This is a genomic window from Methylobacterium sp. D54C, from assembly GCF_053345595.1.
Genome location: NZ_JBKFAK010000004.1, coordinates 92,521 through 118,290 on the forward strand (window position 1 = coordinate 92,521; position 25,770 = coordinate 118,290).

General features: G+C 73.8%; 24 protein-coding genes and 1 riboswitch. Of the genes, 14 read left to right on the forward strand and 10 right to left on the reverse strand.

Annotated features, from left to right (window positions below; all coding sequences use genetic code 11):
- Window positions 1–2: 2 nt before the first annotated feature.
- The 7 genes from ACLBYB_RS11715 to ACLBYB_RS11745 all read right to left on the reverse strand — a co-directional run bounded on the left by ACLBYB_RS11715 (window position 3) and on the right by ACLBYB_RS11745 (window position 7,814).
- Entirely contained in the window at window positions 3–1,232 is a 1,230-nt protein-coding gene (locus tag ACLBYB_RS11715; protein WP_447698867.1) for a molybdopterin molybdotransferase MoeA, read from the reverse strand.
- A complete protein-coding gene (gene moaC, locus ACLBYB_RS11720) occupies window positions 1,229–1,720 on the reverse strand; it encodes a cyclic pyranopterin monophosphate synthase MoaC (protein ID WP_020094615.1) in 492 nt (163 codons plus the stop codon). Before moaC ends, ACLBYB_RS11715 begins: the two co-directional genes overlap by 4 nt.
- 3 nt (window positions 1,721–1,723) lie before the next feature.
- Complete coding sequence (trpC, locus tag ACLBYB_RS11725; protein ID WP_447698868.1) at window positions 1,724–2,611, reverse strand: indole-3-glycerol phosphate synthase TrpC; 888 nt, start codon at window positions 2,609–2,611, stop codon at window positions 1,724–1,726.
- On the reverse strand, window positions 2,608–3,645 hold the full coding sequence (gene trpD, locus ACLBYB_RS11730; protein WP_447698869.1) for an anthranilate phosphoribosyltransferase: 1,038 nt from the start codon (window positions 3,643–3,645) through the stop codon (window positions 2,608–2,610). Before trpD ends, trpC begins: the two co-directional genes overlap by 4 nt.
- A gap of 34 nt (window positions 3,646–3,679) precedes the next feature.
- Window positions 3,680–4,294, reverse strand: coding sequence for an anthranilate synthase component II (locus ACLBYB_RS11735; RefSeq protein ID WP_042672235.1), 615 nt, complete (start codon window positions 4,292–4,294; stop codon window positions 3,680–3,682).
- Window positions 4,295–4,388: 94 nt separating this feature from the next.
- Window positions 4,389–5,909, reverse strand: a complete 1,521-nt coding sequence (trpE, locus tag ACLBYB_RS11740; RefSeq protein ID WP_447698870.1) for an anthranilate synthase component I — start codon at window positions 5,907–5,909, stop codon at window positions 4,389–4,391.
- Between the two features lie 3 nt (window positions 5,910–5,912).
- Window positions 5,913–7,814 (reverse strand): peptidyl-prolyl cis-trans isomerase, encoded by a 1,902-nt coding sequence (locus tag ACLBYB_RS11745; RefSeq protein WP_447698871.1) that lies wholly within the window; start codon window positions 7,812–7,814, stop codon window positions 5,913–5,915.
- 186 nt (window positions 7,815–8,000) lie between these two features.
- Here ACLBYB_RS11745 and tpiA point away from each other — a divergent pair, with 186 nt between their 5' ends.
- Window positions 8,001–8,762 carry a triose-phosphate isomerase gene (tpiA, locus tag ACLBYB_RS11750; RefSeq protein ID WP_020094621.1) on the forward strand — a complete coding sequence of 254 codons (762 nt, stop codon included), beginning with the start codon at window positions 8,001–8,003 and terminating at the stop codon, window positions 8,760–8,762.
- A 55-nt stretch (window positions 8,763–8,817) separates the two neighbouring features.
- Here tpiA and ACLBYB_RS11755 read toward each other — a convergent pair whose 3' ends face one another.
- A complete protein-coding gene (locus ACLBYB_RS11755) occupies window positions 8,818–9,276 on the reverse strand; it encodes a nuclear transport factor 2 family protein (protein ID WP_447698872.1) in 459 nt (152 codons plus the stop codon).
- Window positions 9,277–9,581: 305 nt separating this feature from the next.
- Here ACLBYB_RS11755 and secG point away from each other — a divergent pair, with 305 nt between their 5' ends.
- From secG to ACLBYB_RS11775, 4 genes are all read left to right on the forward strand, one after another.
- Window positions 9,582–10,016 carry a preprotein translocase subunit SecG gene (gene secG / locus ACLBYB_RS11760; RefSeq protein WP_042672232.1) on the forward strand — a complete coding sequence of 145 codons (435 nt, stop codon included), beginning with the start codon at window positions 9,582–9,584 and terminating at the stop codon, window positions 10,014–10,016.
- A 156-nt stretch (window positions 10,017–10,172) separates the two neighbouring features.
- A complete protein-coding gene (locus tag ACLBYB_RS11765) occupies window positions 10,173–11,801 on the forward strand; it encodes a CTP synthase (RefSeq protein WP_132366463.1) in 1,629 nt (542 codons plus the stop codon).
- 58 nt (window positions 11,802–11,859) lie between these two features.
- Window positions 11,860–12,312, forward strand: coding sequence for a DNA polymerase III subunit chi (locus ACLBYB_RS11770; protein WP_020094625.1), 453 nt, complete (start codon window positions 11,860–11,862; stop codon window positions 12,310–12,312).
- A 2-nt stretch (window positions 12,313–12,314) separates the two neighbouring features.
- Window positions 12,315–13,904 (forward strand): S10 family peptidase, encoded by a 1,590-nt coding sequence (locus ACLBYB_RS11775; protein WP_447698873.1) that lies wholly within the window; start codon window positions 12,315–12,317, stop codon window positions 13,902–13,904.
- 22 nt (window positions 13,905–13,926) lie between these two features.
- Here ACLBYB_RS11775 and ACLBYB_RS11780 read toward each other — a convergent pair whose 3' ends face one another.
- Window positions 13,927–15,291: a discoidin domain-containing protein gene (locus tag ACLBYB_RS11780; protein ID WP_447698874.1), complete on the reverse strand. Its 1,365-nt coding sequence runs from the start codon at window positions 15,289–15,291 to the stop codon at window positions 13,927–13,929.
- 161 nt (window positions 15,292–15,452) lie between these two features.
- A riboswitch (cobalamin riboswitch) is annotated at window positions 15,453–15,647 on the forward strand.
- A 35-nt stretch (window positions 15,648–15,682) separates the two neighbouring features.
- Here ACLBYB_RS11780 and ACLBYB_RS11785 point away from each other — a divergent pair.
- From ACLBYB_RS11785 to cobJ, 9 genes are all read left to right on the forward strand, one after another.
- Window positions 15,683–15,865 (forward strand): CbtB domain-containing protein, encoded by a 183-nt coding sequence (locus ACLBYB_RS11785; RefSeq protein ID WP_447682359.1) that lies wholly within the window; start codon window positions 15,683–15,685, stop codon window positions 15,863–15,865.
- 16 nt (window positions 15,866–15,881) lie between these two features.
- Entirely contained in the window at window positions 15,882–16,634 is a 753-nt protein-coding gene (locus ACLBYB_RS11790) for a CbtA family protein (RefSeq protein ID WP_447682360.1), read from the forward strand.
- The gene (locus ACLBYB_RS11795; protein ID WP_020094630.1) at window positions 16,627–17,028 is read left to right on the forward strand and encodes a DUF1636 domain-containing protein; all 402 of its coding nucleotides are present in this window, start codon (window positions 16,627–16,629) and stop codon (window positions 17,026–17,028) included. The genes ACLBYB_RS11790 and ACLBYB_RS11795 overlap by 8 nt, the downstream gene beginning before the upstream one ends.
- Window positions 17,025–18,059, forward strand: a complete 1,035-nt coding sequence (gene cobW / locus ACLBYB_RS11800) for a cobalamin biosynthesis protein CobW (RefSeq protein ID WP_447682362.1) — start codon at window positions 17,025–17,027, stop codon at window positions 18,057–18,059. Before ACLBYB_RS11795 ends, cobW begins: the two co-directional genes overlap by 4 nt.
- Window positions 18,060–18,105: 46 nt before the next feature.
- Window positions 18,106–21,435, forward strand: coding sequence for a cobaltochelatase subunit CobN (gene cobN, locus ACLBYB_RS11805; RefSeq protein WP_447698875.1), 3,330 nt, complete (start codon window positions 18,106–18,108; stop codon window positions 21,433–21,435).
- A gap of 74 nt (window positions 21,436–21,509) precedes the next feature.
- Window positions 21,510–22,769 (forward strand): precorrin-3B synthase, encoded by a 1,260-nt coding sequence (locus ACLBYB_RS11810; protein ID WP_447698876.1) that lies wholly within the window; start codon window positions 21,510–21,512, stop codon window positions 22,767–22,769.
- Entirely contained in the window at window positions 22,766–23,458 is a 693-nt protein-coding gene (locus ACLBYB_RS11815; protein WP_447698877.1) for a precorrin-8X methylmutase, read from the forward strand. The genes ACLBYB_RS11810 and ACLBYB_RS11815 overlap by 4 nt, the downstream gene beginning before the upstream one ends.
- The gene (locus ACLBYB_RS11820; protein WP_012320065.1) at window positions 23,458–24,237 is read left to right on the forward strand and encodes a precorrin-2 C(20)-methyltransferase; all 780 of its coding nucleotides are present in this window, start codon (window positions 23,458–23,460) and stop codon (window positions 24,235–24,237) included. Before ACLBYB_RS11815 ends, ACLBYB_RS11820 begins: the two co-directional genes overlap by 1 nt.
- The gene (cobJ, locus tag ACLBYB_RS11825) at window positions 24,234–24,995 is read left to right on the forward strand and encodes a precorrin-3B C(17)-methyltransferase (RefSeq protein ID WP_020094636.1); all 762 of its coding nucleotides are present in this window, start codon (window positions 24,234–24,236) and stop codon (window positions 24,993–24,995) included. Before ACLBYB_RS11820 ends, cobJ begins: the two co-directional genes overlap by 4 nt.
- Here the strand turns inward: cobJ and ACLBYB_RS11830 are convergent.
- Window positions 24,962–25,759 (reverse strand): cobalt-precorrin-6A reductase, encoded by a 798-nt coding sequence (locus ACLBYB_RS11830; RefSeq protein ID WP_447698878.1) that lies wholly within the window; start codon window positions 25,757–25,759, stop codon window positions 24,962–24,964. The genes cobJ and ACLBYB_RS11830 overlap by 34 nt on opposite strands.
- Window positions 25,760–25,770 lie beyond the last annotated feature (11 nt).

Here is a 25,770-nt window from a genome sequence, read left to right on the forward strand (position 1 = left end):
GATCAGAGCAGGCGCCGATCGAGGCGGATGATCCGGCAGGGATCGCCGGCGCGCGCGGCCGGCGCGTGCGGGGCGCGGATCAGCAGGGCTTCGGACCGTCCGAGGACGGCGAGCATCGACGAGTCCTGACGCCGCTCGGCAGTCGCGACCGGCAGACGGTCGGGCTCGAGGGCGAGGCTCGCGCGCATGTAGTCGGCCCGGCCGTCATTCTCCGGCATGTCGCGGCCGAGCGTCGCCGGCTCGCTCCGGTCGGCACCGGCCCGCGGATCACCCTGGAACGCGCGGATGGCCGGCACCACGAACAGGAGCCCGCACACGATGGACGAGACCGGGTTGCCCGGCAGGCCGATGACCAGCATGTCGCCGAGGCGGCCGTGCATCAGCGGCTTGCCCGGCCGGAGGGCGACCCGCCAGAAGCCGAGCTCCAACCCCTCCTTGGCGAGCGCGGCCTGAACCAGATCGTGGTCGCCGACGGAGGCGCCGCCGAGGGTGATCAGCAGGTCGGCCCGCGCCGCGCGGGCGCGACGGAACGCGTCCGCCAGGGCGTCGTGGTCGTCCCCCGCGATGCCGAGATCGACGATGTCGGCGCCCGCCTCGGCGGCGAGGGCACCGAGCGCGAGGCTGTTGGAGGCGACGATCTGGTCCCAGCCGGGCGTCGCGCCCGCCTCCACCAGCTCGTCACCGGTGGCGAGGATCGCGACGCGCGGTCGGCGGCGGACCGGGAGGCGCGGATGACCGGCCGCCGCGGCGAGCGCCAGCCGCCGCGCATCGAGGCTCATGCCGGCCGGGATCAGGGTCTCGCCGGCGGTGAAGTCGAGGCCGGCCCGGCGGATGAACCGCGCCGGCTCCACGGGCTCCAGGACGCGCACCGCGCCCGCCTCGGCGGCGGCGTTCTCCTGGATCAGGATCGCGTCCGCGCCCTCCGGCACCGGCGCCCCGGTGAAGATCCGGACCGCCTCGCCCGGGCCGATGCGGCCGGAGAAGCCGTGACCGGCCGCGCTGGCGCCGATCAGCCGCAGGATCGCCCCGACCTCCCCGGCGTCGGCGCCGCGCACGGCGTAGCCGTCCATGGCGGAGGCCGGGAACGGCGGCTGGGTCCGTGAGGCGACGACGTCCGCGGCGAGCGTCCGGCCGCAGGCCTGCGCCAGCGGGACGGTCTCCGGCTCGACCGGCGCGGCGACGCTCGCGAGCACCCGCGCCAGCGCCTCGGCGACCGGGATCAAGCCGCTCATTCCGCCGGGGCCCGGTAGGTGCCCGAGCGGCCCCCGTCCTTGGCGGTCAGCCGGATCCCCTCGATCCGCATGCCGCGATCGACCGCCTTCACCATGTCGTAGACCGTGAGACACGCCACCGAGACGGCGGTCAGCGCCTCCATCTCGACGCCGGTCGGGCCCTGGACCCGGACCTCGGCGGCGATGCGCAGGCCCGGGAGCGCGTCGTCGGGCTCGCACTCGACCCGCACCTTCGACAGCAGCAGCGGGTGGCAGAGCGGGATCAGCTCGTGGGTGCGCTTGGCCGCCATGATGCCGGCGAGCCGGGCCGTGCCGATCACGTCGCCCTTCTTGGCGTCGCCCTCGCGGATCAGGGCCAGGGTCTCGGGCTTCATCACGATCTGGCCTTCCGCCCGGGCCGTCCGGTCGGTGGCGGGCTTGTCGGTGACGTCGACCATGTTGGCCGCGCCGCTGGTGTCGAGATGGGTCAGCGTCGAGCCCGGCCGCATGCCTTACGCCTTCTTCCGCGGCTTGCCGCCCTTGGCCTCCGCGGCGCCGAACAGCAGGGCGCGGGCCGCCTCCGCGACGTCCGGCTGCCGCATCAGGCTCTCGCCGACCAGCACCACGCCGAGGCCGTTGTCGCGCAGCCGGACCACGTCCGCGTGGTCGCCGATCCCGCTCTCGGCCACGGCGATCCGGTCCGCCGGGATCCCCGGCGCCAGCCGGATCGCGGTCTCGAACGAGACCTCGAAGGTCTTGAGGTTGCGGTTGTTGATGCCGATCAGCGCTGTGCCGAGGGGGATGGCCCGCGCCAGCTCGGCCTCGTCGTGCACCTCGACCAGGACGTCCATCCCGAGGAGGTGTGCCGTCTCGACCAGGGCGACGGCCTCGTCGTCGTCGAGGCAGGCCATGATGACGAGGATGCAGTCGGCGCCCCAGGCCCGGGCCTCGTAGACCTGATAGGGCTCGAACAGGAAATCCTTGCGCAGGACGGGCAGCCCGCAGGCCGCGCGCGCCGCCGTCAGGTACTCCGGCCGCCCCTGGAACGAGGGCTCGTCGGTCAGCACCGACAGGCAGGTGGCGCCGCCGGCCTCGTAGGCGGCGGCGAGGCTTGCCGGGTCGAAATCGGCGCGGATCAGGCCCTTCGAGGGCGAGGCCTTCTTCACCTCGGCGATGAGCGCCGGGCGGTCCGCGGCGAGGTGGCTCCGGATCGCCGCCGCGAAGCCGCGCACCGGCTCCGCCTGCGCGACCTTCCGCTCCAGCTTGGCGAGCGGCACGCGCAGCTTCGCCTCGGCGATCTCGCGGCGCTTGTAGGCCTCGATGCGGGCGAGGACGTTCGGCCGCTCGGTCGGCGTCCCGGCGCCGGTCTCCGGGGTCGCCTCGTGCGTCAGCGAGCTCATCGGCCCTCCTGCCCGTTGGAGTGGTCGTTCGAGGCCCGGACGAGGCGGGCGAGCGTCGCCCGGGCGGCCCCGGAATCGACGGCATCCTGCGCCTGCGCGACGCCGTCCGCCAGGGCCTGCGCGGCCCCCGCGACGACGAGCGCCGCCCCCGCGTTGAGGACCGCGATGTCCCGGTAGGCGTTCCGCGCCCCCGCCAGGACGGCCTCGAGGGACCGCGCGTTGTCGGCCGGGTCGCCGCCGCGCAGCTCCTCGGGCGCGCGCAGCGCCAGACCGAAGTCGCGCGGGTCGATGGTGAAGTGGGACAGCCGCCCCTCGTCGAGGGCGACCACCCGCGTCGAACCGGTGACGGTGATCTCGTCGAGCCCGTCGGACCCGTGGACGGTCCAGACCCGGCGGCTGCCGAGCTCGGCCAGGACCCGCGTCAGCGGCTCCGCGAGGGCCTCCTGGGCGACGCCGAAGAGCTGGTAGCCGACGCCGGCCGGGTTGCTCAGCGGCCCCAGCAGGTTGAAGATCGTCCGCACGGGCAGTTCGGACCGGACCGCCGCCACGTGGCGCATCGCCGGGTGGTGGGCCTGCGCGAACAGGAAGCAGAGGCCCGCCTCGGCGAGGCAGCGGGCCTGCGCGGCGGGATCGAGCCCGAGCCGCACGCCCAGGGCCGCGAGCACGTCGGCGGCGCCGGAGCGCGAGGTCGCCGCCCGGTTCCCGTGCTTGGCCACCGGCACGCCGCAGGCGGCCACGACGATCGCCGCCAGGGTCGAGACGTTGACGCTGCCGGAATGGTCGCCGCCGGTGCCGACGACGTCGACGGCGTTCGCGGGCGCCGCGACGCGGGTCATGCGCGCCCGCATGGCCTCGGCGGCGCCGACGATCTCCTCGACGGTCTCGCCGCGCACCTTGAGGGCGGTCAGGAAGGCGCCGGCCTGGACCGGCGTGACCTCGCCCGACAGCAGGTCGTCGAAGGCGGCGCGGGCCTCGGCGCGGTCGAGGGCGAGGCCCCCGGCGACCTTCGCGAGATGGGGTCTGAAGCTGTCCATGGGTTCTTACGGAGGGCCGCCCCGGCCCCCGGCGTCAATGCACGTCGGCACGCGTCCTGTCACGCGCCGTGTTCCAGGCGGCGGCGAGATCGAGGAAGTTCTTCACGATCTCCGTGCCGTGCTGCGACCGGATGCTCTCGGGATGGAATTGGACGCCGTGGAGCGGCCGGTCGGCGTGCTCCAGGCCCATGATCAGGCCGTCGGCCTCGGCGGTGACCCTCAGGGCCGTCGGGCAGGTCGCGCGGTCGACCACCAGGGAGTGGTAGCGCGTCGCCTCGAAACTGTCGTTCAGGCCGCGGAACAGGCCGCGCGCGCCGTGCCGGATGGTCGAGACCTTGCCGTGGAGCGGCAGCGGCGCGCGCACGACGTCGCCGCCGAAGGCCTGGCCGATCGCCTGGAGGCCGAGGCACACGCCGAAGATCGGGATCTCCTCGGACAGGTCGCGGACCACGTCGAGGCAGATCCCCGCCTCCGTGGGCGTGCACGGCCCGGGCGACAGCACGATCGCGTCGGGCGCCTTGGCGCGGATGTCGGCGATCGTGAGCGCGTCGTTGCGCGCGACCTCGACCGCGCCGCAGAGCGGCCCGATCAGATGCACGAGATTCCACGTGAAGGAATCGTAGTTGTCGATGACGAGGACGTTGGGCATCGCGGCGGCACGCTCGGGCATGCAGGCGATGTGACCGCTCGCACCCGCGCGGTCAACCGTCGGCGTCGGACGGCGGCGCAGCCGCGCGTCCGCCCTACTGCCCGCGCTTGGCCTGCGCGGCGAAGCGCACCGCCTCCTCGGCGGCCCGGAACAGTGCCTTGGCCTTGTTGACGCATTCCTGCTGCTCGGAGGCGGGATCGGAATCGTAGACGATCCCGGCCCCCGCCTGGACGTGCATGGTCCCGTCCTTCACCACCGCGGTGCGCAGGACGATGCAGGTATCCATCTCGCCCCGCGCGCCGAAATAGCCGATGCAGCCCGCGTACGGCCCGCGCTTCTCGCGCTCCAGCTCGTCGATGATCTCCATGGCCCGCACCTTCGGGGCGCCCGAGACCGTGCCGGCCGGGAATCCCGCCGCCAGGGCGTCCAGGGGATCGTGGCGCGGGTCGAGGTCGCCCTCGACGTTCGACACGATGTGCATGACCTGGCTGTAGCGCTCGATGAAGAACGAGTCGGTCACGCGGACGCTGCCGATCCGCGAGACCCGGCCGGCGTCGTTGCGGCCGAGGTCGAGCAGCATCAGGTGCTCGGCCCGCTCCTTCGGGTCGGCGAGCAGCTCCTCGGCGAGGGCGGTATCCTCGGCCGGGGTCGCGCCGCGGCGGCGCGTGCCCGCGATCGGGCGGACCGTGACCACGCCGTCGCGCACCCGCACCAGGATCTCCGGCGAGGAGCAGACGATCTGGAAGCCCTCGAAATCGAGGTAGCAGAGGAACGGCGCCGGGTTGGTCCGCCGGAGCGAGCGGTACAGGCTGAAGGCCGGCAGCGTGAACGGCGCCGAGAACCGCTGGGACAGCACCACCTGGAAGACGTCGCCCGCGACGATGTACTCCTTGGCGCGCGCCACCATGGCGAAGAAATCGTCCGGCGGCGTGTTCGAGACCGGCTCGGGCGGGGCGACCGCCGACAGGTCCACCCGCGCCTCGATCGGCAGTGACCCTTCCAGAGCGGCGGCGACCCGGTCGACGCGCTGCAGCGCGTCCTCGTAGGCGGCCCGGGCCGCGGTGCCGGGGGCGGGCCGGATCGGCGAGACGACCGTGATGACGTCGCGGATCGAATCGAACACCACCATCACCCGGGGGCGCACCAGGATCGCGTCCGGCACGCCCAGCGGATCCGGGTTCGGCTCCGGCAGCCGCTCCATGGCGCGGACCATGTCGTAGCCGAGGTAACCGAACAGGCCGGCGGCCATCGGCGGCAGGTCCTGGCCGTCCGACTCGCCGATGGCGCTCTCGGCGATCAGGGCCCGCAGGCTCGCCAGCGGCGCCCGCGAATCCGGCTCGAACCGCGTGAGATCGGCCCCGCGCGCGATCGCGGGCGCGCCCGCCCGGCAGCGCCAGATCAGGTCCGGATCGAGGCCGATCATCGAGTACCGGCCGCGGACGGCGCCGCCCTCGACCGATTCGAGCAGGAAGGCCGGCCCGGCATGGCCGGCGCGCAGCTTGAGGAACGCCGCCACCGGCGTCTCGAGATCGGCGACGAGGCTCACCGCCACGAGGCTCGGCTGCCCGGCCTCGTAGCGCGCCGCGAAGGCCGCGTAATCGGGCGCGTCGGCCATGCCTCAATACTCGCCGCCGATGGCGCGCCGCAGGGCGGCCGGATCGACCTTCACGCCGGCGTTCTTCTGGACCTCGCTGATGTACTCGGACAGCACGTCGTCGGCGAGCGCCGCCTGGAAGCTCTGCGTGATCTGCTTGTCGCTCGGGCTGTCGGCCACGAAGGCCGGCACCGTGGCCGCCGTGACCTTGAAGACCGCCCGCGAATCGCCGGCAGCCGCCGTGCCGGCCTTGCCCACCGGTGTCGCGAAGATCAGGTTCACGACGTCGGCCGTGAGCATGTCCTTGGCCTGGTTGCGGGCGAGATCCTGCGCCTCCTGCACGTTGACGCCGACCTCCTGGGCGGCGGCCTCCATGGTCTCGCCCTTGTTGATCTTCTCGACGAGCTCGCGGCCCTTGGCCTGGAGGCGCTTGGCGATCTCGGTCGCGGTCCAGCCGGCCTTCACGCCGTCCATGACCTCGTCGAGGGGCTTGTCGTGGGCGGCGTCGATCCCCGTGACGTCGTACCAGACGTAGCCGCCGGTTTTGGTCCGCAGGGGCTCGTTGTCGCCGCCGATCTCGGCGCGGAACAGGGCCGGCAGGGTGGTCTCCGGGTCCGGGATGTCGGTGATCCGCTGCCCGTCCGGTCCCTTGCCGTTCACGTCCACCGCCTTCACGGCGACGACCTTGAGGCCACGCTCGGCCGCGATGTCGGCCAGCGGCTTGGCGCCGGCCCGCTGGTCCTCGATCGCGTCGCGGGTGGTCTCCATGGCGTCGCGGGCGCGGGCCAGGGCGAGGGCCTTGCGGATCTCGCCGTCCACCGCCTCGAACGGCTTCACCGTCCCGGCCTCGATCTTGGTCACGCGCAGCAGCACGGTGCCGAACCGGCCCTGGACCGGCTGGCTCACGCCGCCCTCGGGCAGCGCGAAGGCGGCGTCGGCGACGGCCTTGTCGAACAGCTCGCTCTTGGCCAGCGTGCCGAGGGTCAGGTCCTTCTCGTCGGTGCCGCGTTCGGCCGCCACCGCGTCGAAGGTCTTGGAGCCGTCCGTGATCGCCTTGCGGGCCGCCTCGGCGGCGGCCGCGTCGGGGAACACGATCTGCTGGATCGTGCGCTTCTCGGGCGTGCCGTAGCGGTCCTTGTTCAGCGCGTAGGCGGCGCGGGCGTCGGCCTCGGTGATCGCGTCGGGCTTCGCCATCGCCTCGGGCTCGACCACGAGGAGGTTGGCCGCCCGGAACTCCGGCGCCCGGAAACCGGACTTGTTGGCCTCGTACCAGGTCTTCAGCTCGTCGTCCGTCGGCTCGGGGATCTGGCCGGCCACCGAGGGCGTCAGCATCAGGTAGGCGGCCGCGCGGCGCTCGGTGGTGTAGCGATGGACGGCCTCCCGCATGGCGAGCGGCACGTGCAGATCCGACGACACCGCCTCGGCCAGCTGGAGGCGGGCGATCACCGAGCGCTGCTCGCGCACGAACAGGGCCTCGTTGAGGCCGGCGCGCTGCAGGGTCTGGTAGAAGAGCTGCGGCTCGAACTGACCCTGCTGGTTCTGGAAGCTCTTCTCCTCGTGGATCGCCTTGATCACTGAGGAATCCGGCACCGTGAGGCCGAGATCGTGGGTCTTCTGATCGAGGGCGGCCTCGGTGATCAGCTGGGACATCACCTGCCGGTCCAGGCCGAGCATCCGCGCCTGGTCGGGCGTCAGCGGACGCTTCAGCTGGGTCTGATAGCGCTGCAGCTGGTTCTGGTAGGCTTGGCGCACCTGCTCGGCCGTGATCGGCGTGCTGCCGACCGTGGCCACCTTGTTGCTCGCGCCGCCGCGGAAGAACTCCTCCACCCCGAAGATGCCGACACCGGCGATCAGCAGCGTGAAGATGATCGTCAAGACGATCTTGCCGAGCCAGTGCTGGCTGGCGTTGCGGATGCCCTGAAGCATGGTCTGTGATCGAGTACCTTCGGCAGCCGCCCCGTCACCGGGCCGGCGCTGTCCCTGAGAGCCGACCGCGATAGACCATTCGCGTCCACAGGCAAAGGCTCGGGCGGTCCCGGCCGTTTGCACGCTCAAGCTGGCTCTGGTAGGCCCCGGCGACTTCGAGAAAGCCGCGGCGGAGCGAGGGCAGGAATGACGCAGTCTGGGCGCAAGCCGCTTGTCGCCGGCAACTGGAAGATGAACGGGACCCGGGCATCCATCCAGGTTGTCGAGGCGATTCGCGACGGGCTCTCGCCGGACCTCGCGTCGCGCATCGACGTGCTGATCTGCCCGCCTGCGACGCTGATCGGATCCTGCGTGGCGGCGGCGGCCGGATCGCCGATCGCGATCGGCGGCCAGAACCTGCACGCCCGGCCGAGCGGCGCCTTCACGGGCTCGATCTCGGCCGAGATGCTCGCCGATCTCGGCGCCAAGTACGTGATCGTCGGCCATTCCGAGCGCCGGGCCTACCATCACGAGACCGACGACGGGGTCCACGCCAAGGCGCTGGGCGCCCGCCGCGCCGGCCTGTGCGGCATCGTCTGCGTCGGCGAGACCATCGAGGAGCGCGAGCAGGGCCGCGCCCTCGACATCGTCCGCGCCCAGCTCGCCATCGGCCTGCCGAAGGGCGCGACGGCGGCCGACACGGTGATCGCCTACGAGCCGGTCTGGGCGATCGGCTCCGGGCGGACGCCGACGCCGCGCGACATCGCCGAGGTCCACGCCTCCCTGCGGGAGATGCTCGACAAGCTCGTCGGCGACGAGGCGCAGAAGATCCGCATCCTCTACGGCGGCTCGGTGAAGCCCGGGAACGCCAAGGAACTCCTGTCGGTGGACAATGTCGACGGCGCGCTCGTGGGCGGCGCGAGCCTCGTGGCGGAAGACTTCCTGGGGATCTGCGCCGCCTACGCCTGAGCGCGGGCCCGCGAAGCCTGGCTGGGCGCGGCGCGACAGACGCGCCGCGCGACCGTCAGATCTTGAAGGCCTGCCGGGCGAGCAGCCGCCAGCGGCCGCCGTCGCTGTGCCAGACCTGCATCACGCCGATATGGACCGGCGACGTCTTGCCGCCCGAGACCACCTCGCCGGTGAAAACGTGGCGCGCGATGGCGTCGTCGCCGACCACCGAGACGGAGCGGTCCGACAGGGTGATGCTCGGGAAGGTCGAGCGCTTGCTGGTCAGCGTCTCGATGAAGGCCGCCTTGTCCTGCACCTGACCGCTGGAATGGCCGTAGCTCAGCCCGTCGAGGGTCAGGGCGTCGAGGGCCGGACCGTCGGCGGCGAGGAGAGCCTCGGTGAGGGCGTCGACCGCCTGCTCGACCGCGGCGCCCCGGGTGGAGGGATCGGTTCCGGCCGCGGAGCCGGAGCCCGGGCGGATCAGGACGGGTGCGGCGATGGCGGCTGCGAGCGCCGCACGGCGTGACACGGACATGGCTTGCCTCCCGGACCGGGCGGCGCGTTCGGTCGGCCGCCCTGCCCCGGCAGAGAGCACGGTGCGCCGACGAAGGCGAGGGTCGGAGCGGACAGTCGGCCGCGCGCGTCAGGTTGGCGGCGGGCGACCGGTGGTGTATGCCGTCGCCGAATTCCGGCCGGTCCGCCCGAAGCGTCCCCCGAAGCCCCCGCCGCACGCCCGTGCGTCGGGGCGGTTCGTGGACGATCGCGGGCCCCGGCCCTCGTGCGTTCGTCTTCCGGTGCCCGCTGCCGGCGCGCGGCGCTGAAGAAGATCCCGGAACACCGATGCAGACCGTCCTGATCGTCGTCCACCTCATCATCGTGCTCGCGCTGATCGGCGTCGTGCTGCTCCAGCGCTCCGAGGGCGGACTCGGGCTCGGCGGCGGTGGCGGCGGTGGCGGCGTCGGCGGGTTCATGACCGGCCGCGGCCAGGCCAACGCCCTGACGCGGGCCACCGCGATCCTGGCGGCCCTGTTCTTCGCCACCAGCCTGACCCTCGCGATCCTGTCGCACCGCTCGGCGGCGCCGAAGTCGATCCTCGACACCGGCGCGCCGCAGACCTCCGGCCAGCCCGCCAAGCAGCCGACCGGTGCCGACAACCTGCTCGACACGCTGCGCCAGCAGCAGGACCGGGCGCCCGCGAACGCCCCGGCCCAGCCGGCTCCCGCGCAGCCGGCCCCCGCCCAGCCGGCGGTTCCGGACGCGCCGCAGTCGCGCTGACGGCGCGCGCCGCGAGCGGCGCAGCGTCCGACCCTTGTCCCGACGGACCGGCGCTCGGCCGGTCCACGCCATGCGTTCCGCGATCCCCAGCCCATGCGCGGGCCGGGGCCTCCGTCGTTTGGCAAATGCCAGCAGCTTCTTTATGGACCGAGGCCCATGACGCGGTACGTTTTCATCACCGGCGGCGTGGTCTCCTCCCTCGGCAAGGGCCTCGCCTCGGCGGCCCTGGCGGCGGTCCTCCAGGCCCGCGGCTACCGGGTCCGGATGCGCAAGCTCGACCCCTACCTGAACGTCGATCCGGGCACGATGAGCCCGACGCAGCACGGCGAGGTGTTCGTCACCGACGACGGCGCCGAGACCGACCTCGACCTCGGGCATTACGAGCGCTTCACCGGCGTTCCGGCGAGCCGGGCCGACAACATCACGACGGGCCGGATCTACCAGGACATCATCGCCAAGGAGCGCCGCGGCGACTACCTCGGCGCCACGATCCAGGTGATCCCGCACGTCACCAACGCGATCAAGGACTTCGTCCTCGACGGCAACGACAGCTTCGACTTCGTGCTGGTGGAGATCGGCGGCACGGTCGGCGACATCGAGGGCCTGCCGTTCTTCGAGGCGATCCGGCAGCTCGGGCAGGAGCTGCCGCGGGGCACCTGCTGCTACGTCCACCTGACGCTGCTGCCCTACATCCCGTCCGCCGGCGAGCTGAAGACCAAGCCGACCCAGCACTCCGTGAAGGAGCTGCGCTCCATCGGCATCCAGCCCGACATCCTGCTCTGCCGGTGCGACCGGCCGATCCCGATGGACGAGCGGCGCAAGCTCGCGCTGTTCTGCAACGTCCGCCAGACCGCGGTCATCGAGGCCCTCGACGTGGCCTCGATCTACGAGGTGCCGCTCTCCTATCGGACCGCGGGCCTCGACCGGGAGGTGCTCGGCCATTTCGGCCTGGAGCACGGCGAGGAGCCGGATCTCGGCCGCTGGCAGACCATCGCCGAGCGCGTGCGCAATCCCGAGGGCGAGGTCTCGATCGCCATCGTGGGTAAGTACACGGGGCTGAAGGACGCCTACAAGTCGCTGACCGAGGCGCTGACCCACGGGGGCATCAGCCACCGGGTGAAGGTCAATCTCGAGTGGATCGAGGCCGAGGTGTTCGAGCGCGAGGATCCGGCGCCCTTCCTCGAAGGCCTCAACGGGATCCTCGTGCCGGGCGGCTTCGGTCAGCGCGGGGCCGAGGGCAAGATCCGCGCGGCCCGGTACGCCCGCGAGAAGCGCATCCCCTATCTCGGCATCTGCTTCGGCATGCAGATGGCGGTGATCGAGGCGGCCCGCTCGCTGGCCGGGATGCCGGAGGCCAACTCCACGGAGTTCGGCGACACCGCCGAGCCGGTGGTCGGCCTGCTCACCGAGTGGCTGCGCGGCAACGAGCTGGAGCGGCGCGCGGCGGCCGGCGATCTCGGCGGCACGATGCGGCTCGGCGCCTACGAGGCGAAGCTCGACCCCGAGTCCAAGATCGCCCAGATCTACGGGTCCGAGCAGATCTCGGAGCGCCACCGCCACCGCTATGAGGTCAACATGGCCTATCGCGAGCGGCTGGAGGCCAAGGGCCTGCGCTTCTCGGGCGTGTCCCCCGACGGCCTCCTGCCCGAGACGGTGGAGCATGTCGGGCACCCATGGTTCATCGGCGTGCAGTTCCACCCGGAGCTGAAGTCGCGTCCGTTCGAGCCGCACCCGCTGTTCAAGGGCTTCGTCGGCGCCGCGATCGAGCAGAGCCGCCTGGTCTGAGGCCGCGGCGGCGCGCCGCTGCTCGCGCGGCGGCCCGCGGCCCTATATCCTCGGTGCCGTGACCGAGATCCTCTTCTACCACATGCAGCGGCAGCCCCTGGAGAAGGTGCTGCCGAACCTCGTCGAGCGCTCGCTGGACCGCGGCTGGCAGGCCGCGATCCAGGCGGCGAGCGAGGAGCGCCTGCAGGCGCTCGATGACCACCTCTGGACTTATTCCGACGAGAGCTTCCTGCCGCACGGCACCGACCGCGAGCCCGACGCCGCGAGCCAGCCGGTGGTGCTCACGCTCCGGGACGTGAATCCCAACACCGCCTCGATCCGCTTCCTGGTGGAGGGCGCCGACCTGCCGCCCGACGCCGGGCAGTACGAGCGGATCTGCATCCTGTTCGACGGGACTGACCAGGACGCGCTGCTGCGCGCCCGCGAGCAGTGGAAGCAGGCCAAGGACGCCGGCCACGCGGTGGCCTACTGGCAGCAGGACGAGTCCGGACGCTGGAACAAGAAGGCTTGATAATGGCCCCCCACGCACGTCTCGGGCGCGCCGCGCTCGCCCTCGCCCTGGCCCTCGCAGCGCCCACAGTGGCCCTCGCCCAGGACGCGCCGCACGGCCATCCCGCGGAGAGCAAACCGGCGCAGCGCGGCCCGGAGGGGCGCCGCCTGCCGCCCGATTCGACGACCAAGCAGAGCGTGACGCTGCCGGACGGCCGGACCCTCGACTTCACCGCCACCGCCGGCAGCCTGCCCCTCGTCGACGAGGCGGGCAAGCTGCAGGCCGAGATCGCCTACGTCGCCTACACGATGGCGCCGCAGGCCGGCCGGGAGCGTCCCGTCACTTTCGCGGTCAATGGCGGCCCGGGCGCCGCCTCGGCCTATCTCAATATCGGGGCGATCGGGCCCTGGCGGCTGCCGGTCGGCGGCGACAGCATCAGCCCGTCGCAGCCGGTGACGCTGACGCCCAACGACGGGACGTGGCTCGGCTTCACCGACCTCATCTTCCTCGATCCCGTGGGGACCGGGTACAGCCGGGCCGCGGACGGGAACGGCAAGGCCTACTGGTCGATCGATTCCGACGCCTCGACTCTGGCGGCGACCATCGCGCGCTACCTGCGCGTCAACGACCGCATGGCGAGCCCGAAATTCTTCGTCGGCGAGAGCTACGGCGGCTTCCGCGGCCCGCTGATCGCCGAGAAGCTCCAGGAGGAGATCGGCGTCGGCCTGTCCGGCATGGTGCTGCTCTCGCCGGTGCTCGATTTCGCGTGGCTGGAGACGCCGCGGGCCAACCCGTGGGGCTACGTGCTGAAGCTGCCCTCGCTGGCGGCGGGCGCGCTCGAGCGGGCCGGCACGGTGCCGACGCCAACCCTGCTCGGCGACGCGGAGGCCTACGCCTCGGGCCCGTACCTGAGCGACCTGCTCAAGGGGCCGAGCGACACGGCCGCCGTCGCCCGGATGACCGAGAAGGTCGCGCCCCTCGTCGGTCTCGACCCCGCCCTGGTGCGTGCCCAGGCGGCGCGCCTCTCGACCCGGAGCGTCCAGCGCGAGATCGACCGCGCCGAGGGCCGCGTGACCAGCGCCTACGACACCGGCATCACCGGCTGGGACCCGAACCCGGACGCCGCCCAGTCGAGCTTCGAGGATCCCCAGCTCACCGCCCTCCAGGCACCGCTGACGAGCGCGATGCTCGACCTCTACGCGCGGACGCTGAAATGGCCGGTGACCAACATGCGCTACGAGCTCCTGAACAACGCCGTCAATCGCGGCTGGAACTGGGGCTCGGGCCGGCAGGCACCCGAGGTCCTGTCGAACCTGAAGGGCGATCTGGCGCTCGACGGGCACATGCGCGTCCTCGTGGCGCACGGCTTCACCGACCTGGTGACGCCCTACTTCGCCTCGAAGCTCCTGCTGGCGCAGGTCCCCGCCTACGCCGCCGGCCGCCTGAGCCTCGCGGTCTATCCGGGCGGGCACATGTTCTACACGCGACCGGACTCGCGCGCCGCCTTCCGGACGGACGTGGAGCGGATGTACACGGACGCCCTGAAGGTGCGCGACGCCGGCTCGACCCGTCCGGCCGGAGCCCCCGCCGAGCATCTCCGGACGGCGCCGTAGCGCCTCCGGCCCGCCAAGCCGGTCACGCGTCGTCGAAGGCGAGGGCCTCGGCCGGGTAATCCACCATCGTCCGGCGCTGCGCGTCGGTGTTCTGCCACTCGCCGACCTTCATGTAGCGGCCCTCGAGATCGCGGACCTCGACCACCTTCCCGATGGTGGGGATCGACTGGAAGCCCTGCGGCCAGTTCGACGCGAAGTAGAAGACCTGCTCGACGTGGTCCGAGAGGTGGCAGATCCCCGGCCCGAAGGTCCCCAGCCCGAAGACGAGGTAGCGGCCGTTCACGAGCGCCGCGACGTCGGAGATCAGCGACTCGCTCTGGATCTCCACCGGCAACCCGCGCCGCTCGGCGTACGCCTCCACCTCGGCGATGACCGGGTTCAGTCTGTTCTCGAAGACGAGCTTGACCGAGCGGATCCGACGCTCGGCCATGAGCCGGTCGATGACCATCCGGTAGAACGCGAAGGGCGGCTGCGGATAGTGCGGATCGACCCAGGTGCTGAAGATGTCGCCCGACCGGATGTGGATCAGGAGTTGGTCGTGGGGCTTCACCGGGAAGCTCTTCGGCAGGCCGTTGAACAGCGGCCGGATCACGCTCTGCACGATCGCGCGCGAATCCGTCGGCCCCCGCAGCGCGGTCACGCGCTCGAACTGCGTCGGGTCGAAATACAGGCCCGACAGGAAGTAGCCGTCCGCCGGCAGCGGCTCGTCCGGCGGGATGAAGGTGATGCCGTCGCAGGTCAGCCGCTCGGTCAGGAAGATCACCTTGCTGCGGTCGACCTTGGGCACCTTGATGTATTTCAGGTTGAGCGACTTCGCGATGGACACCGCGATGATGTACTGGACGAGGCAGTTGCCGAAGGCGCCGTTCTCGAACAGCGACAGGCCGACCAGGGCATGGCTGGCGCGGTCGGGCGCCGACTGGAGCGCGTAGGTGACGTAGACGTTGGCGCCGGGCTTCTCGTTCAGGAGCGTCACGTCGAGGCCGAGCATCGCCCGCAGCGCGATCAGGTCGACCGCGGCCTCGTCGGCTCGGATGCCGATGCCGGCGATCCGGGCCGGTTCGGGCGCGGCGATCCGGACCGCGCGCGCCCAGGCCCGCTCGTCGGGGACGATCGCGGCGACGAGGGCGTCCGAGGTCGCGGTCCAGCCGGCGAGGTCCGGCTCGGCCCACGTCACGCCGTCCTGCGAGACCGCCACCGCGACGTCGCCGGGCTCCGCGGGAACCGCCCCCTCCCCCGGCCGCAGGGCGACGGAATGGATCGGGAAGCGGCCGCCGAGGTCGACCTCGAGCCACGTCGTTCCCGTGCCCGCATCGGAGACGATCCGCGGCTCACGGCCGGCCGCGAGATCGACGAGGACCGGGGTCGGATCGTCTGTCGGGGCCATCGGGTCTCCGGGAGTTCAGCGCCCGCGCCGGGGCCGGGCGGGTATCGGGTGCGGCGGTGCCCGCTCCGGGGCGCGGCCGTCAAGCCCGCCCCGATCGCGGGGCGGGCGCGGGAAACGGCCGCGATCCGGCGCCGCTCCGTTGTGTCCCGGCGGTCATGCGTCTACAACGGCCGGGCGACGGTGCCCCGGAGACGGGGTGAAAAGGGAATGCGGTGAGGGGTTTGAAGCCCCGATTCCGCGGCTGCCCCCGCAACTGTGAGCGGCGAGCGCCCGCCAAGCGCCACCGGAGCGATCCGGGAAGGCGGTGGGCGCGCCGAGCCGCGAGCCAGGAGACCTGCCGTCGCGACAGGATCCCGCAATGCCGCCGGTGGGGCGGCTGGAGACGCTTCTGATGACGACGCAAACCCTCGCCCCCGTCGCCGCCGGCACCCGCGCCGCGGAGCGCCCGATCGCCGTCGCACTCGCGGCCGTGCTGGGCCTCGGCCTGCTGTTCATGGCGGGCTTCTCGCCGGCGATCGCGCTCCACAACGCGGCGCACGATTTCCGGCACACCCAGAACTTCCCCTGCCACTGACGTCCCCGGACCAGGGATGATCATCCGGCTCCTGTCGGCGGCCCTCGCCGCCGGCTTCTTCGCGGCTGCCATCGTGACGGGCCTCGAACTCACGCTGACCTCGCCGCTGATCGTCGCGGCCGAGCGCTACGAGCAGCAGGAGGCGCCGAACCGGGCTGCCAAGGCGCTCCCGGTCAGGGCGTTCCCGATCGTGCTGGCCCATGCCGGGCACGACCACGCCGCGCCCGACGCCGCGCCGGAATGGCAGCCCGCGCCCGGCCTGCCGCGGATGGCCTTCACCGGGCTCGCGACCCTCGTGGGCGGCGTCGGCTACGCGCTGCTGCTCGGCGCGGTGATGCTCGCCTGCGGCCGCGAGCCCACGCCGCAGGTCGGCCTCGCCTTCGCGGTGGCCGCCTTCGCCAGCGTCGCCCTCGCGCCGGGCCTCGGCCTGCCGCCGGAACTGCCCGGCAGCGCGGCGGCCCCGCTCGCGACACGGCAGGCGTGGTGGGTGATGACCGCCGCGGCGACCGGGATGGGGCTCTACCTGATCACCATCCGCCGCGCGCTGATCACGATCCTCGGGGGGCTCGTCCTGATCATCGCGCCGCACGTCGTCGGTGCCCCGCAGGCGCCCGAGGCCGCGTCCGAACTTCCGGCCGCGCTCGCCGCGCAATTCGCCGCGCGGTCGCTCGCGATCAGCTTCGTGTTCTGGATCCTGATCGGGCTGGGGCTCGGCTGGGCGTGGCAGGCCTTCGCCCGCGGCGCGGATCGGGGAGCGGCCCGTGCCTGAGACCGTTCTCTACGTCTGCACCACCTGCCGCCGGCCGGACGACGACCCCGACGGCCCCCGCGCCGGGGCCCGCCTGCTGGAGGCGCTCCGGGCGCGGAGCGGCGCCACGCCGGACCTGCGGGTCGAGGCGGTGGAGTGCCTGTCGGTCTGCAAGCGGCCCTGCACCGTGGCGGTCGCCGCGGCCGACCGCTGGACCTACGTCTACGGCGACATGGATCCGGCCGCCTCGGCCGAGATCATCCTCGGCGGGCTCGCCGCCTACGCGGCGACCCCGGACGGCATCGTGCCCTGGCGCGAGCGTCCGGAGGCGTTCCGCAAGGGCGTGATCGCCCGCATCCCCCCTTTCCCAGAACCCCGCCCGGTCCCCGCCGGCACCCTGGAGCCCGCGGAATGACCCTCGTGAACAAGATCCCCTGCACCATCGTCACCGGCTTCCTTGGGGCCGGCAAGACGACCCTCGTCCGCCACGTGGTGGAGAACGCCAAGGGGCGCCGCCTCGCGATCCTGGTGAACGAGTTCGGCGACATCGGCTTCGACAAGTCCTTCCTGGCCGCCTGCGGCGTCGAGGGCTGCACCGAGGACGCCATCGTCGAGCTGCCGAACGGCTGCATCTGCTGCACGGTCGCGGACGATTTCGTGCCGGCGCTAGAGACCCTTCTCGGTCGCGCCGAGCCGCCGGAGCACATCCTGATCGAGACCTCCGGCCTCGCCCTGCCGAAGCCGCTGGTCCAGGCGTTCCAGTGGCCGGCGATCCGCTCGCGGGTGACCGTCGACGGCGTGGTCGCGGTGGTCGACGGCCCGGCGGTGGCCTCGGGCGCCTTCGCGGAGGATCCGGAGGCCCTGGCGGCCCAGCGGGCCGCCGACCAGTCGGTCGACCACGACAACCCCCTGGAGGAGGTGTTCGAGGACCAGCTCCTCTGCGCCGACCTCGTGGTCGTCAACAAGGCCGACCTGATCGACGCCGCGACGCGGGCGCGGGTCCGCGCCGAGGTCGAGGGGCACCTGCCCCGCGCCGTGAAGGTGGTCGAGACCGAGAACGGCGCGATCGACCCGCGGGTGCTGCTCGGCCTCGGCGCGGCCGCCGAGGACGATCTCGACGCCCGACCCTCGCATCACGGCGAGGGCGAGGACCATGACCACGACGATTTCGAGACCGTGGCGCTGCCGGTGCGCCCGGCGGTGACCGCGGGGGATCTCGCGGCACGGGTCGAGGCGGCGGCCGAGGCCGCCGGCGTCCTGCGCATCAAGGGCTTCGCCGAGGTCGAGGGCAAGCCGATGCGCCTCGTGGTGCAGGGTGTCGGCCGACGCGTGACCCATCATTTCGACCGCCCCTGGCGGGCCGGGGAAGCCCGCGACGGGACGCTGGTGGTGATCGGCCTCAAAGGCTTCGACAAGGACGCCGTCGCGGCGGCCATCGCGGGATGAGGCCGGTCGCGCACGCCCGCCCGGACTCGCTCTAGGGGCCGCCGCGGTGCACCTCGTGCGCATCGATGCCATCTCCCTCGACGAGGGCGAGGCGGCCGTGGATCTCGGGCAGGAGCCCGGCGACCTCGTGGTGCTGTCCTTCACCGACAGCGACCTCGCGTCGGTCGGGCAGGCCCACGCCGCGGAGCCCGGCCTGCCGAGCCTGCGGCTCGCGAAGCTCGCCAGGCTGCGGCACCCGCTCTCGGTCGACCTCTACGTCGAGCGCGTCGTGGCGCGCGCCAAGGTCGTGGTGATCCGCTGCCTGGGCGGCCTCGATTACTGGCGCTACGGGATCGAGCGCTGCGCCGAGGCCGCGCGGGCGCACGGCGTCGTCCTCGCGGTCCTGCCGGGCGACGACCGGCCGGATCCGCGCCTCGCCGCCTTCTCCACCGATCCCGACCTCGCCGGGCAGCTCGACGCCTATTTCCGGGCCGGCGGCCCCGACAACCTGAGGCGGATGCTGCGGCGCCTCGCGATCCGCCTGGGCGCCGACGGCCCGGTCGAGCCGCCGCAGCCGCTCCCGCGCGGGTTTCCCTGGTGCCCCGGCTGCGGGGTCCTGTCCCTTGAAGCAGCCCTCGCCGCGGCCGCGACCGCGGTCCCGCTCGCCGGAGCGCGCAGCGCGGCGGAGCCCGTCGCGCTCCTGCTGATCTACCGCTCCGCCGTGCTCGGCGGCGACACCGGCCCGTTCGTCGCCCTCGCCGCCGCCCTGCGGGCGCGCGGGATCGGCGTGCTGCCGATGGCCGTGTCGAGCCTGAAGGAGCCGCAGGCCGCCGCCGCGGTCGCCGCGGCCGTGCGCGCGCGCAGGCCCGATCTCGTGATCGCCGCCACCGCCTTCTCGGCCCGCGAGGACGAGACCGGCTTCGTGCTCGACGGCGGCGACTGCCCGGTTCTCCAGGCCTTCACGGTGGGGTCACCCCGCGCGGCCTGGGAGGCCTCCGCCCGCGGTCTCGGCGCGGCCGATCTCGCCATGCAGGTCGCGCTGCCGGAATTCGACGGCCGGCTCTCGGGCTTCCCGATCTCGTTCAAGGAGGAGAGCGCCGAGATCGCCGGCTTCGCCGAGCGGCGCGCCGTGCCCTACGAGGCCGGAATCGCCGCGCTGGCCGACCGGGCCGCGGGATGGCTGCGGCTGGCCTCCCTGCCCCCGGCGGCGCGGCGCGTCGCCCTGGTCCTGTCGGACTATCCCGCCCGCGGCGGCCGGGCCGGCTTCGCGGTCGGCCTCGACACGCCCGCGAGCGCCCGCGCGATCGCCGCCGACCTCGCGGCCGCGGGCTACGCGGCCGGCGCGCTGCCGGAGGCCGGAGCGCTGATGGCGGCGCTCACGGAGGGGCCGCCCGCGTTCCGGGTGCCGCTCGCGGCCTACGCGACGTGGTGGCGCACGCTCTCCGAGGACGTCCGCGCCGCCGTCACCGGCAGCTGGGGCGAGGCCGAGGCGGACCCCGCCTGCGTCGACGGCGCGTTCCGGTTCCGGATGGTCCGGGACGGCGGCCTCGCGGTCTTTCTCCAGCCCGACCGCGGCCGCGACCCTGATCGCAAGACCGGCTACCACGATCTCGACCGCGCCCCGACCCACGCCTACCTGGCCTTCCATCTCGGCCTGCGGCAGCAATTCGACGCCCTGGTGCAGCTCGGCACGCACGGCACCGCGGAGTGGCTGCCGGGCAAGGCCGTGGCCCTGTCACCCGCCTGCTTCCCGGCGCTGTGCGTCGGCGGGCTGCCCGTGATCTACCCGTTCATCGTCGACGACCCGGGCGAGGCCGCGCCGCTCAAGCGCCGCCTGGGCGGGGTCGCGCTCGGGCATCTGACGCCCGACACCGCCGTCCACGCGCTGACGCCAGAGGCGGCCCGCCTCCGCGAGCTGGTGGAGGAGTATTCCGCCGCCAGCGTGCTCGATCCCCGCCGGGCCGACCTCATCGCCCGTGCCATCCTGGAGGAGGCCGGAGCGGCCGGACTGCTGGACGGGGCCGGGATCGGCGCGGACACGCCGATGGACGAGGCGCTGACGCGACTCGACGCGCATCTCTGCGATCTCGGCGAGACCGTCTTCCGCGACGGCCTGCACGTCTTCGCCCGCGCCCCGGACCGGGCCGCGGACGCCGTCGCGGCGAGCGCGGACTCCGAGCGGGCCGGCCTGCTCGCGGCCCTCGACGGGCGGTTCGTCCGGCCGGGCCCCTCGGGCTCGCCGTCGCGTGGGCGGGCCGACGTGCTCCCGACCGGGCGCAACCTCGCGACCCTCGACCCGCGGGCCATCCCGAGCCGCGCCGCCGCGCTCCTCGGCGAGAAGGCGGCCGCCGCCGTGGTGACCCGCTACCTCCAGGACGAGGGCGCCTATCCGGCCCGGATCGTCATGGATCTCTGGGCCTCGCCGACCCTGCGCACCGGCGGCGAGGACGTGGCCCACGCCCTCGCCCTGATGGGCGTGCGGCCGGTCTGGGACCATGCCAGCACCCGCGTCACCGGCTTCGAGATCCTGCCCCTCGCCATGCTGGACCGGCCGCGGATCGACGTCACCGTCCGCGTCTCCGGCGCGTTCCGCGACACCTTCCCCGACACGCTGGCGCTGCTCGACCGCGCCGCCCGCGCCGTGGCGGACCGGGACGAGACCGACGACGAGAATCCCCTCGCGGCGGCGCGCCGGCGGGGCGACGCGTCGGTGCGCGTCTACGGGGCCGCGCCCGGCCGCTACGGCGCCGGCACCGCCGCCACGGCCCTCGACGGCGCCTGGGACGGCCGCGCCGACCTCGGCCGCGCCTACCTGGCCGCGAGCGGCCACGCCTACGGCGACCGCGACGGGCCCGACGCCGATTTCGCCGCCCGCGTCGCGGCGGCCGACGCCTATCTCCACGCCTTCGACGTGGCCGAGCGCGACCTGTTCGACGGCGACGCCGCCGTCGACGCGATGGGCGGTTTCGCGGCGGCCGCCGCCCTGGAGGGGGCGAGCCCCGCCCTCTACAGCCTCGACGTGTCGGTCCCGGAACGGCCGAAGGCGCGGACGGCCCGCGAGGACGCGGCCCGCCTGATCCGCGGGCGCCTCGCCGATCCCCGCTGGATCGCGGCCCAGCTGCGCCACGGTTACCGGGGGGCGCAGGAACTCGCCCAGGGGCTCGACGCGGTCTTCGTCCTGGCCGCCGCGAGCGACGCGGTGACGGATGCAGGCTTCGAGGCGCTCTACGCGGCCTGGATCGCCGACGCCGAGGTGTTCGAGCGCCTGCGCGCCGCCAACCCTGCCGCGGCCCGCGCGATCCTGGAGCGGTTCGACGAGGCCCGGGACCGCGGCCTCTGGCACAGCCGACGCAACGCCCTCCCGGCCGACGCCCTGATGCGCGAGGCCGCCGAGTGAGCACCACCCCGCATCGGCGCGTCCTGTCCGAAGCGCCTGCCCGCCGGGGCTGGTGCCCCGGTCTGACGCGTCCCATGCCGACGGGTGACGGCCTGCTCGCGCGCGTCCACCCGCCGCTCGGGATCCTGACCCTCGATCAGGCCCGCGCCGTGGCGAAGGGCGCGCGGCTCTTCGGGAACGGGCACCTAGATCTGACCGCACGGGCGAATCTCCAGATTCGCGGCGTCTCCGAGGCGACGCGCGCGCCGCTGGCCACCTGGCTCGCGGCCCGGGGCCTCGGCGACGTGCGCGCCGACGGCGGCCCCCAGCGCCTGACGCTCACGAGCCCCCTGGCCGGCCACGACCCGGACGAGACGATCGACGTGCCGGCCCTCGCCCGGGCGATCGAGACCGCGGGGCTCGCGATCCCGGGGTTGCCGGCCAAGACCCTGGTCGCCGTCGAGGGCCGCCCCGGCCGGGCGCTGCCGGAGGCGGATCTCTGCGTCGCCGCCGAGGAGCCGGGCCGCGTCGCGATCACGATCGCGCACGGTGAGACCCAGCGGACGCTCCTGACCTGCGCGGAGGACGCGGCGCCGGGCCACGTGGCGGCCCTGCTCGGCGCCTTCGCGCGGACCGGCCGGCGCCGGATGCGCGACCTGTCGGACGACGAACTGGCGGCACTGGCCGTGGCGCTTCCGTCAGGAGATACCCGCGCCGGACCGGCGCAGGCGTACCAGGGCTTCGCTCCGGAACAGGAGCCGGCGCGTCCGGCGGGCGGACACGACCTTCGGAGCGTCGCCGTCGACGCGCCCTTCGGTCGCTGCACTGCCGACGCCCTCGACCGGATCGCGGCAACGGCAGCGGCGATCGGCTCCGACGAGATCCGCCTCTCCCCCACGCGCGGCTTCGTGATGCTGGCGCCGGCCGCTGCCGAAGCGGCGGCTGCGACGGCGGCGCTCACGGCGGAGTTCATCGTCGTGCCCGACGATCCGCGGCGCGCGATCGCGGCCTGCACGGGGGCGCCGGGCTGCGCCTCCGGATCGACTCCCACGCTCGCGGACGCGGCCCGCCTCGCGGGGGCGTTCGGCCCCCTGGCGGCCACGGGCCGCGCCGCGCACGTCTCGGGCTGCGCCAAGGGCTGCGCACGGCCGGGCCCGGCCGACCTGACCCTCGTCGGCCGGGACGGGCTCTACGGCGTGGTGATCGGGGGTGCGCCCGGCGATGAGCCGGCGATGGATCTCCCTATCGAGGCCGTGCTGGAGCGGCTAGGAAGGGCCGAGATCGACGGGCTCTCCGCCGCCTTCGCGCCGGAGACAGCCCCTTCAGAATGCGGGAGGACCAGGAGACCGGCATGAGCGCGAGCCAGAACGCCCTGCGCCAGACAGGATCGGAGCCGGCCGCGGCCCACGAGTCCCCGTCCCGCTACGACTACATCCGCGACGGCGGCGCTATCTACGCGCGCTCCTTCGCGATGATCCGCGCCGAGTCCGATCTCGGGCGCTGGTCGGGCGCCGCCGAGCGCGTCGTCGTCCGCATGATCCATGCCTGCGGCATGACCGACCTGCCGGCCGACGTGGAGATGGCGCCCGGTTTCGCCGAGGCCGGCGTCGCGGCCTTGAAGGCCGGCGCGCCGATCCTGTGCGACGTCCGCATGGTCGCCGACGGCGTCACCAGGGCCCGCCTGCCCGCCGACAACAGGGTGATCTGCACCCTGGGCGACCCGCGCGTGCCGGATCTCGCCCAGAGCCTCGGCACGACCCGGTCCGCGGCCGCCATGGAGCTGTGGCGGGAGCATCTCCCGGGCAGCGTCGTGGCGGTGGGCAACGCCCCGACCGCCTTGTTCCGCCTCCTGGAGCTGCTCGATGCCGGCGTGGCACCGCCCGCCGCGGTGGTCGGCATCCCGGTGGGCTTCGTCGGCGCGGCGGAGTCCAAGGAGGCCCTGGCGCGGGACGGCCGCGTGCCGTTCGTGGTCGTGCACGGGCGGCGCGGCGGCAGCGCCATGACGGCCGCGGCGGTCAACGCGCTCGCCAGCGAGGTCGAGTGATGGACGGTTTCGAGCGCCTCGACGGCCCGACCGAGGAGATCCCCGCGGCCGCGGTGACGGGCACGCTCTACGGCGTCGGGATGGGCCCGGGCGATCCGGAGCTGCTGACCGTGAAGGCGCAGCGCATCCTGATGCGCGCGCCCGTGCTGGTGCATTTCTGCAAGCGCGGCCGGCGGGGCAATGCCCGCACCATCGCGGACGCGATCCTGCGCGACCCGGCCCGCGAGATGGCCCTCGCCTATCCCTACACGACCGAGATCCACCCCGAGCACCCGGACTACGTGGCGGCGCTGGCCGGCTTCTACGACGACGCGGCCGGGCAGCTTGCCGATCACCTGGGCGCCGGGCGGGACGTCGCGATCCTGTCGGAGGGCGACCCGTTCTTCTACGGCTCGTTCATGCACCTGTGGCGGCGCCTGAAGGACCGCTTCCCCGTGGAGGTGGTTCCAGGCGTCACCGGCATGTCAGGCTGCTGGACCCGGGCCGGCACGCCGATCACCTGGGGCGACGACGTCCTCACCGTCCTGCCGGCGACCCTGTCGCTCGACGCGCTGACCGAGCGCCTGCGCGGCACCGACGCGGCCGTGGTGATGAAGCTCGGGCGCCACCTGCCGAAGGTGCGGGCCGCCCTGTCGGCCGCCGGGCTGCTGGCGCGCGCCGTCTACGTGGAGCGCGGCACGATGGCGGGCGAGCGGGTCGTGATGCTGGCCGACAAGGCCGACGACGACGCGCCCTACTTCTCGATGGTGCTCCTGCCCGGAGAGGGCCGCCGACCGTGAGCGGAAGCCTCACCGTCGTCGGCCTCGGGCCGGGCGACGCGGCCCTGCTGACCGAGTCGGCCCGCCGGGCGCTGGACGCGGCGGAGGACGTCGTCGGCTATTTCCCCTACGTGGCCCGCGTTCCCGAGCGGCCCGGCCTCGTCCGGCACGCCAGCGACAACCGGGTGGAGGTCGACCGGGCGCGCCACGCGCTGCAGCTCGCCGCCTCCGGGCGCAGGGTCGCGGTCGTCTCCGGCGGCGATCCCGGCGTCTTCGCCATGGCGGCGGCGGTGTTCGAGGCGGTCGAGTACGGCGAGCCCGGCTGGCGCGACCTCGCCATCACGGTGGAGCCGGGCATCACCGCGATGCTCGCCGCCGCGGCCCGGCTCGGGGCACCGCTCGGCGGCGACTTCTGCGCGCTCTCGCTCTCGGACAACCTGAAACCCTGGCCGGTCGTGACCGCGCGGCTGGAGGCGGTGCTGCGCGCGGATTTCGTGGTGGCGCTCTACAACCCGATCTCCACCGCCCGGCCCTGGCAGCTCGGGGCGGCGCTGGAGATCGCGGCCGGGATCCGCGCGCCCGAGACGCCGGTGATGTTCGCCCGCGCCGTCAGCCGGCCGGACGAGGCGATCCGCGTCGCGACCCTCGCCGAGGCGCCCGCGGTGCCGGCCGACATGGCCACGATGGTGATCCTGGGCGCCTCGACGACGCGGCTGATCCCGCGCGCGGGCCGGGCGCCCTTCGTCTACACCGCCCGCAAGGTCGAGGGATCGGCGTGATCGCCCGCGTCCAACCAGCGGCGCGCGCCCGCGGCGTCCGCGACGCTCGTCACGTCGGGCTTGCCCGGCCGCCGCACCATCACGACCGGGATGCCGAGGCCGCGCGCCGCCGCGATCTTGCCGTAGGTCGCCGCGCCGCCCGCGTTCTTGCTGACCACGATCTCGATCCGGCTGGCCCGCATCAGGGCCGTCTCGGACGCGGCGTCGAACGGTCCGCGCGCCTCCAGGGCGGTCAGATGCGGCACCGGAAGGATCCCGCCCAGCGGCTCGACCGTCCGCGCGAGATAGCTGTGCTGCGGCGCCGCCGCGAAGACCCCGGCCTCCTGCCGGCCGATCGTCAGGAACACGCGCCGGGGCTCAGGGCCGAGGGCGGCGACCGCCTCCTCCATCCGGTCGACCTCGACCCAGTCGTCGCCGGGCTCCCGGCTCCAGGCCGGCCTGCGGATCGCGAGGAGCGGCACGCCCGTCAGGGCCGCCGCGCGCGCGGCGTTGGCCGAGATCCGCGCGGCGAATGGGTGGGTCGCGTCGATCAGGCGGGTGATCGCCTCGGCCTCCAGGTAGTGGGCGAGGCCCTCCGCGCCGCCGAACCCGCCGATCCGGGTCGGGACCGGCTCGGGCTTCGGCGCCGCCGTCCGGCCCGCCAGCGAGAGGGTCACGGCGCGCTCCGCCTGCCCCGCGAGCGATCGCACCAGGGCGCTCGCCTCGCCGGTCCCGCCGAGGATCAGGATCCGCATCGTGCCGGTGATCGGGGGCGGCGTGTTCATGGGCGCCTTGT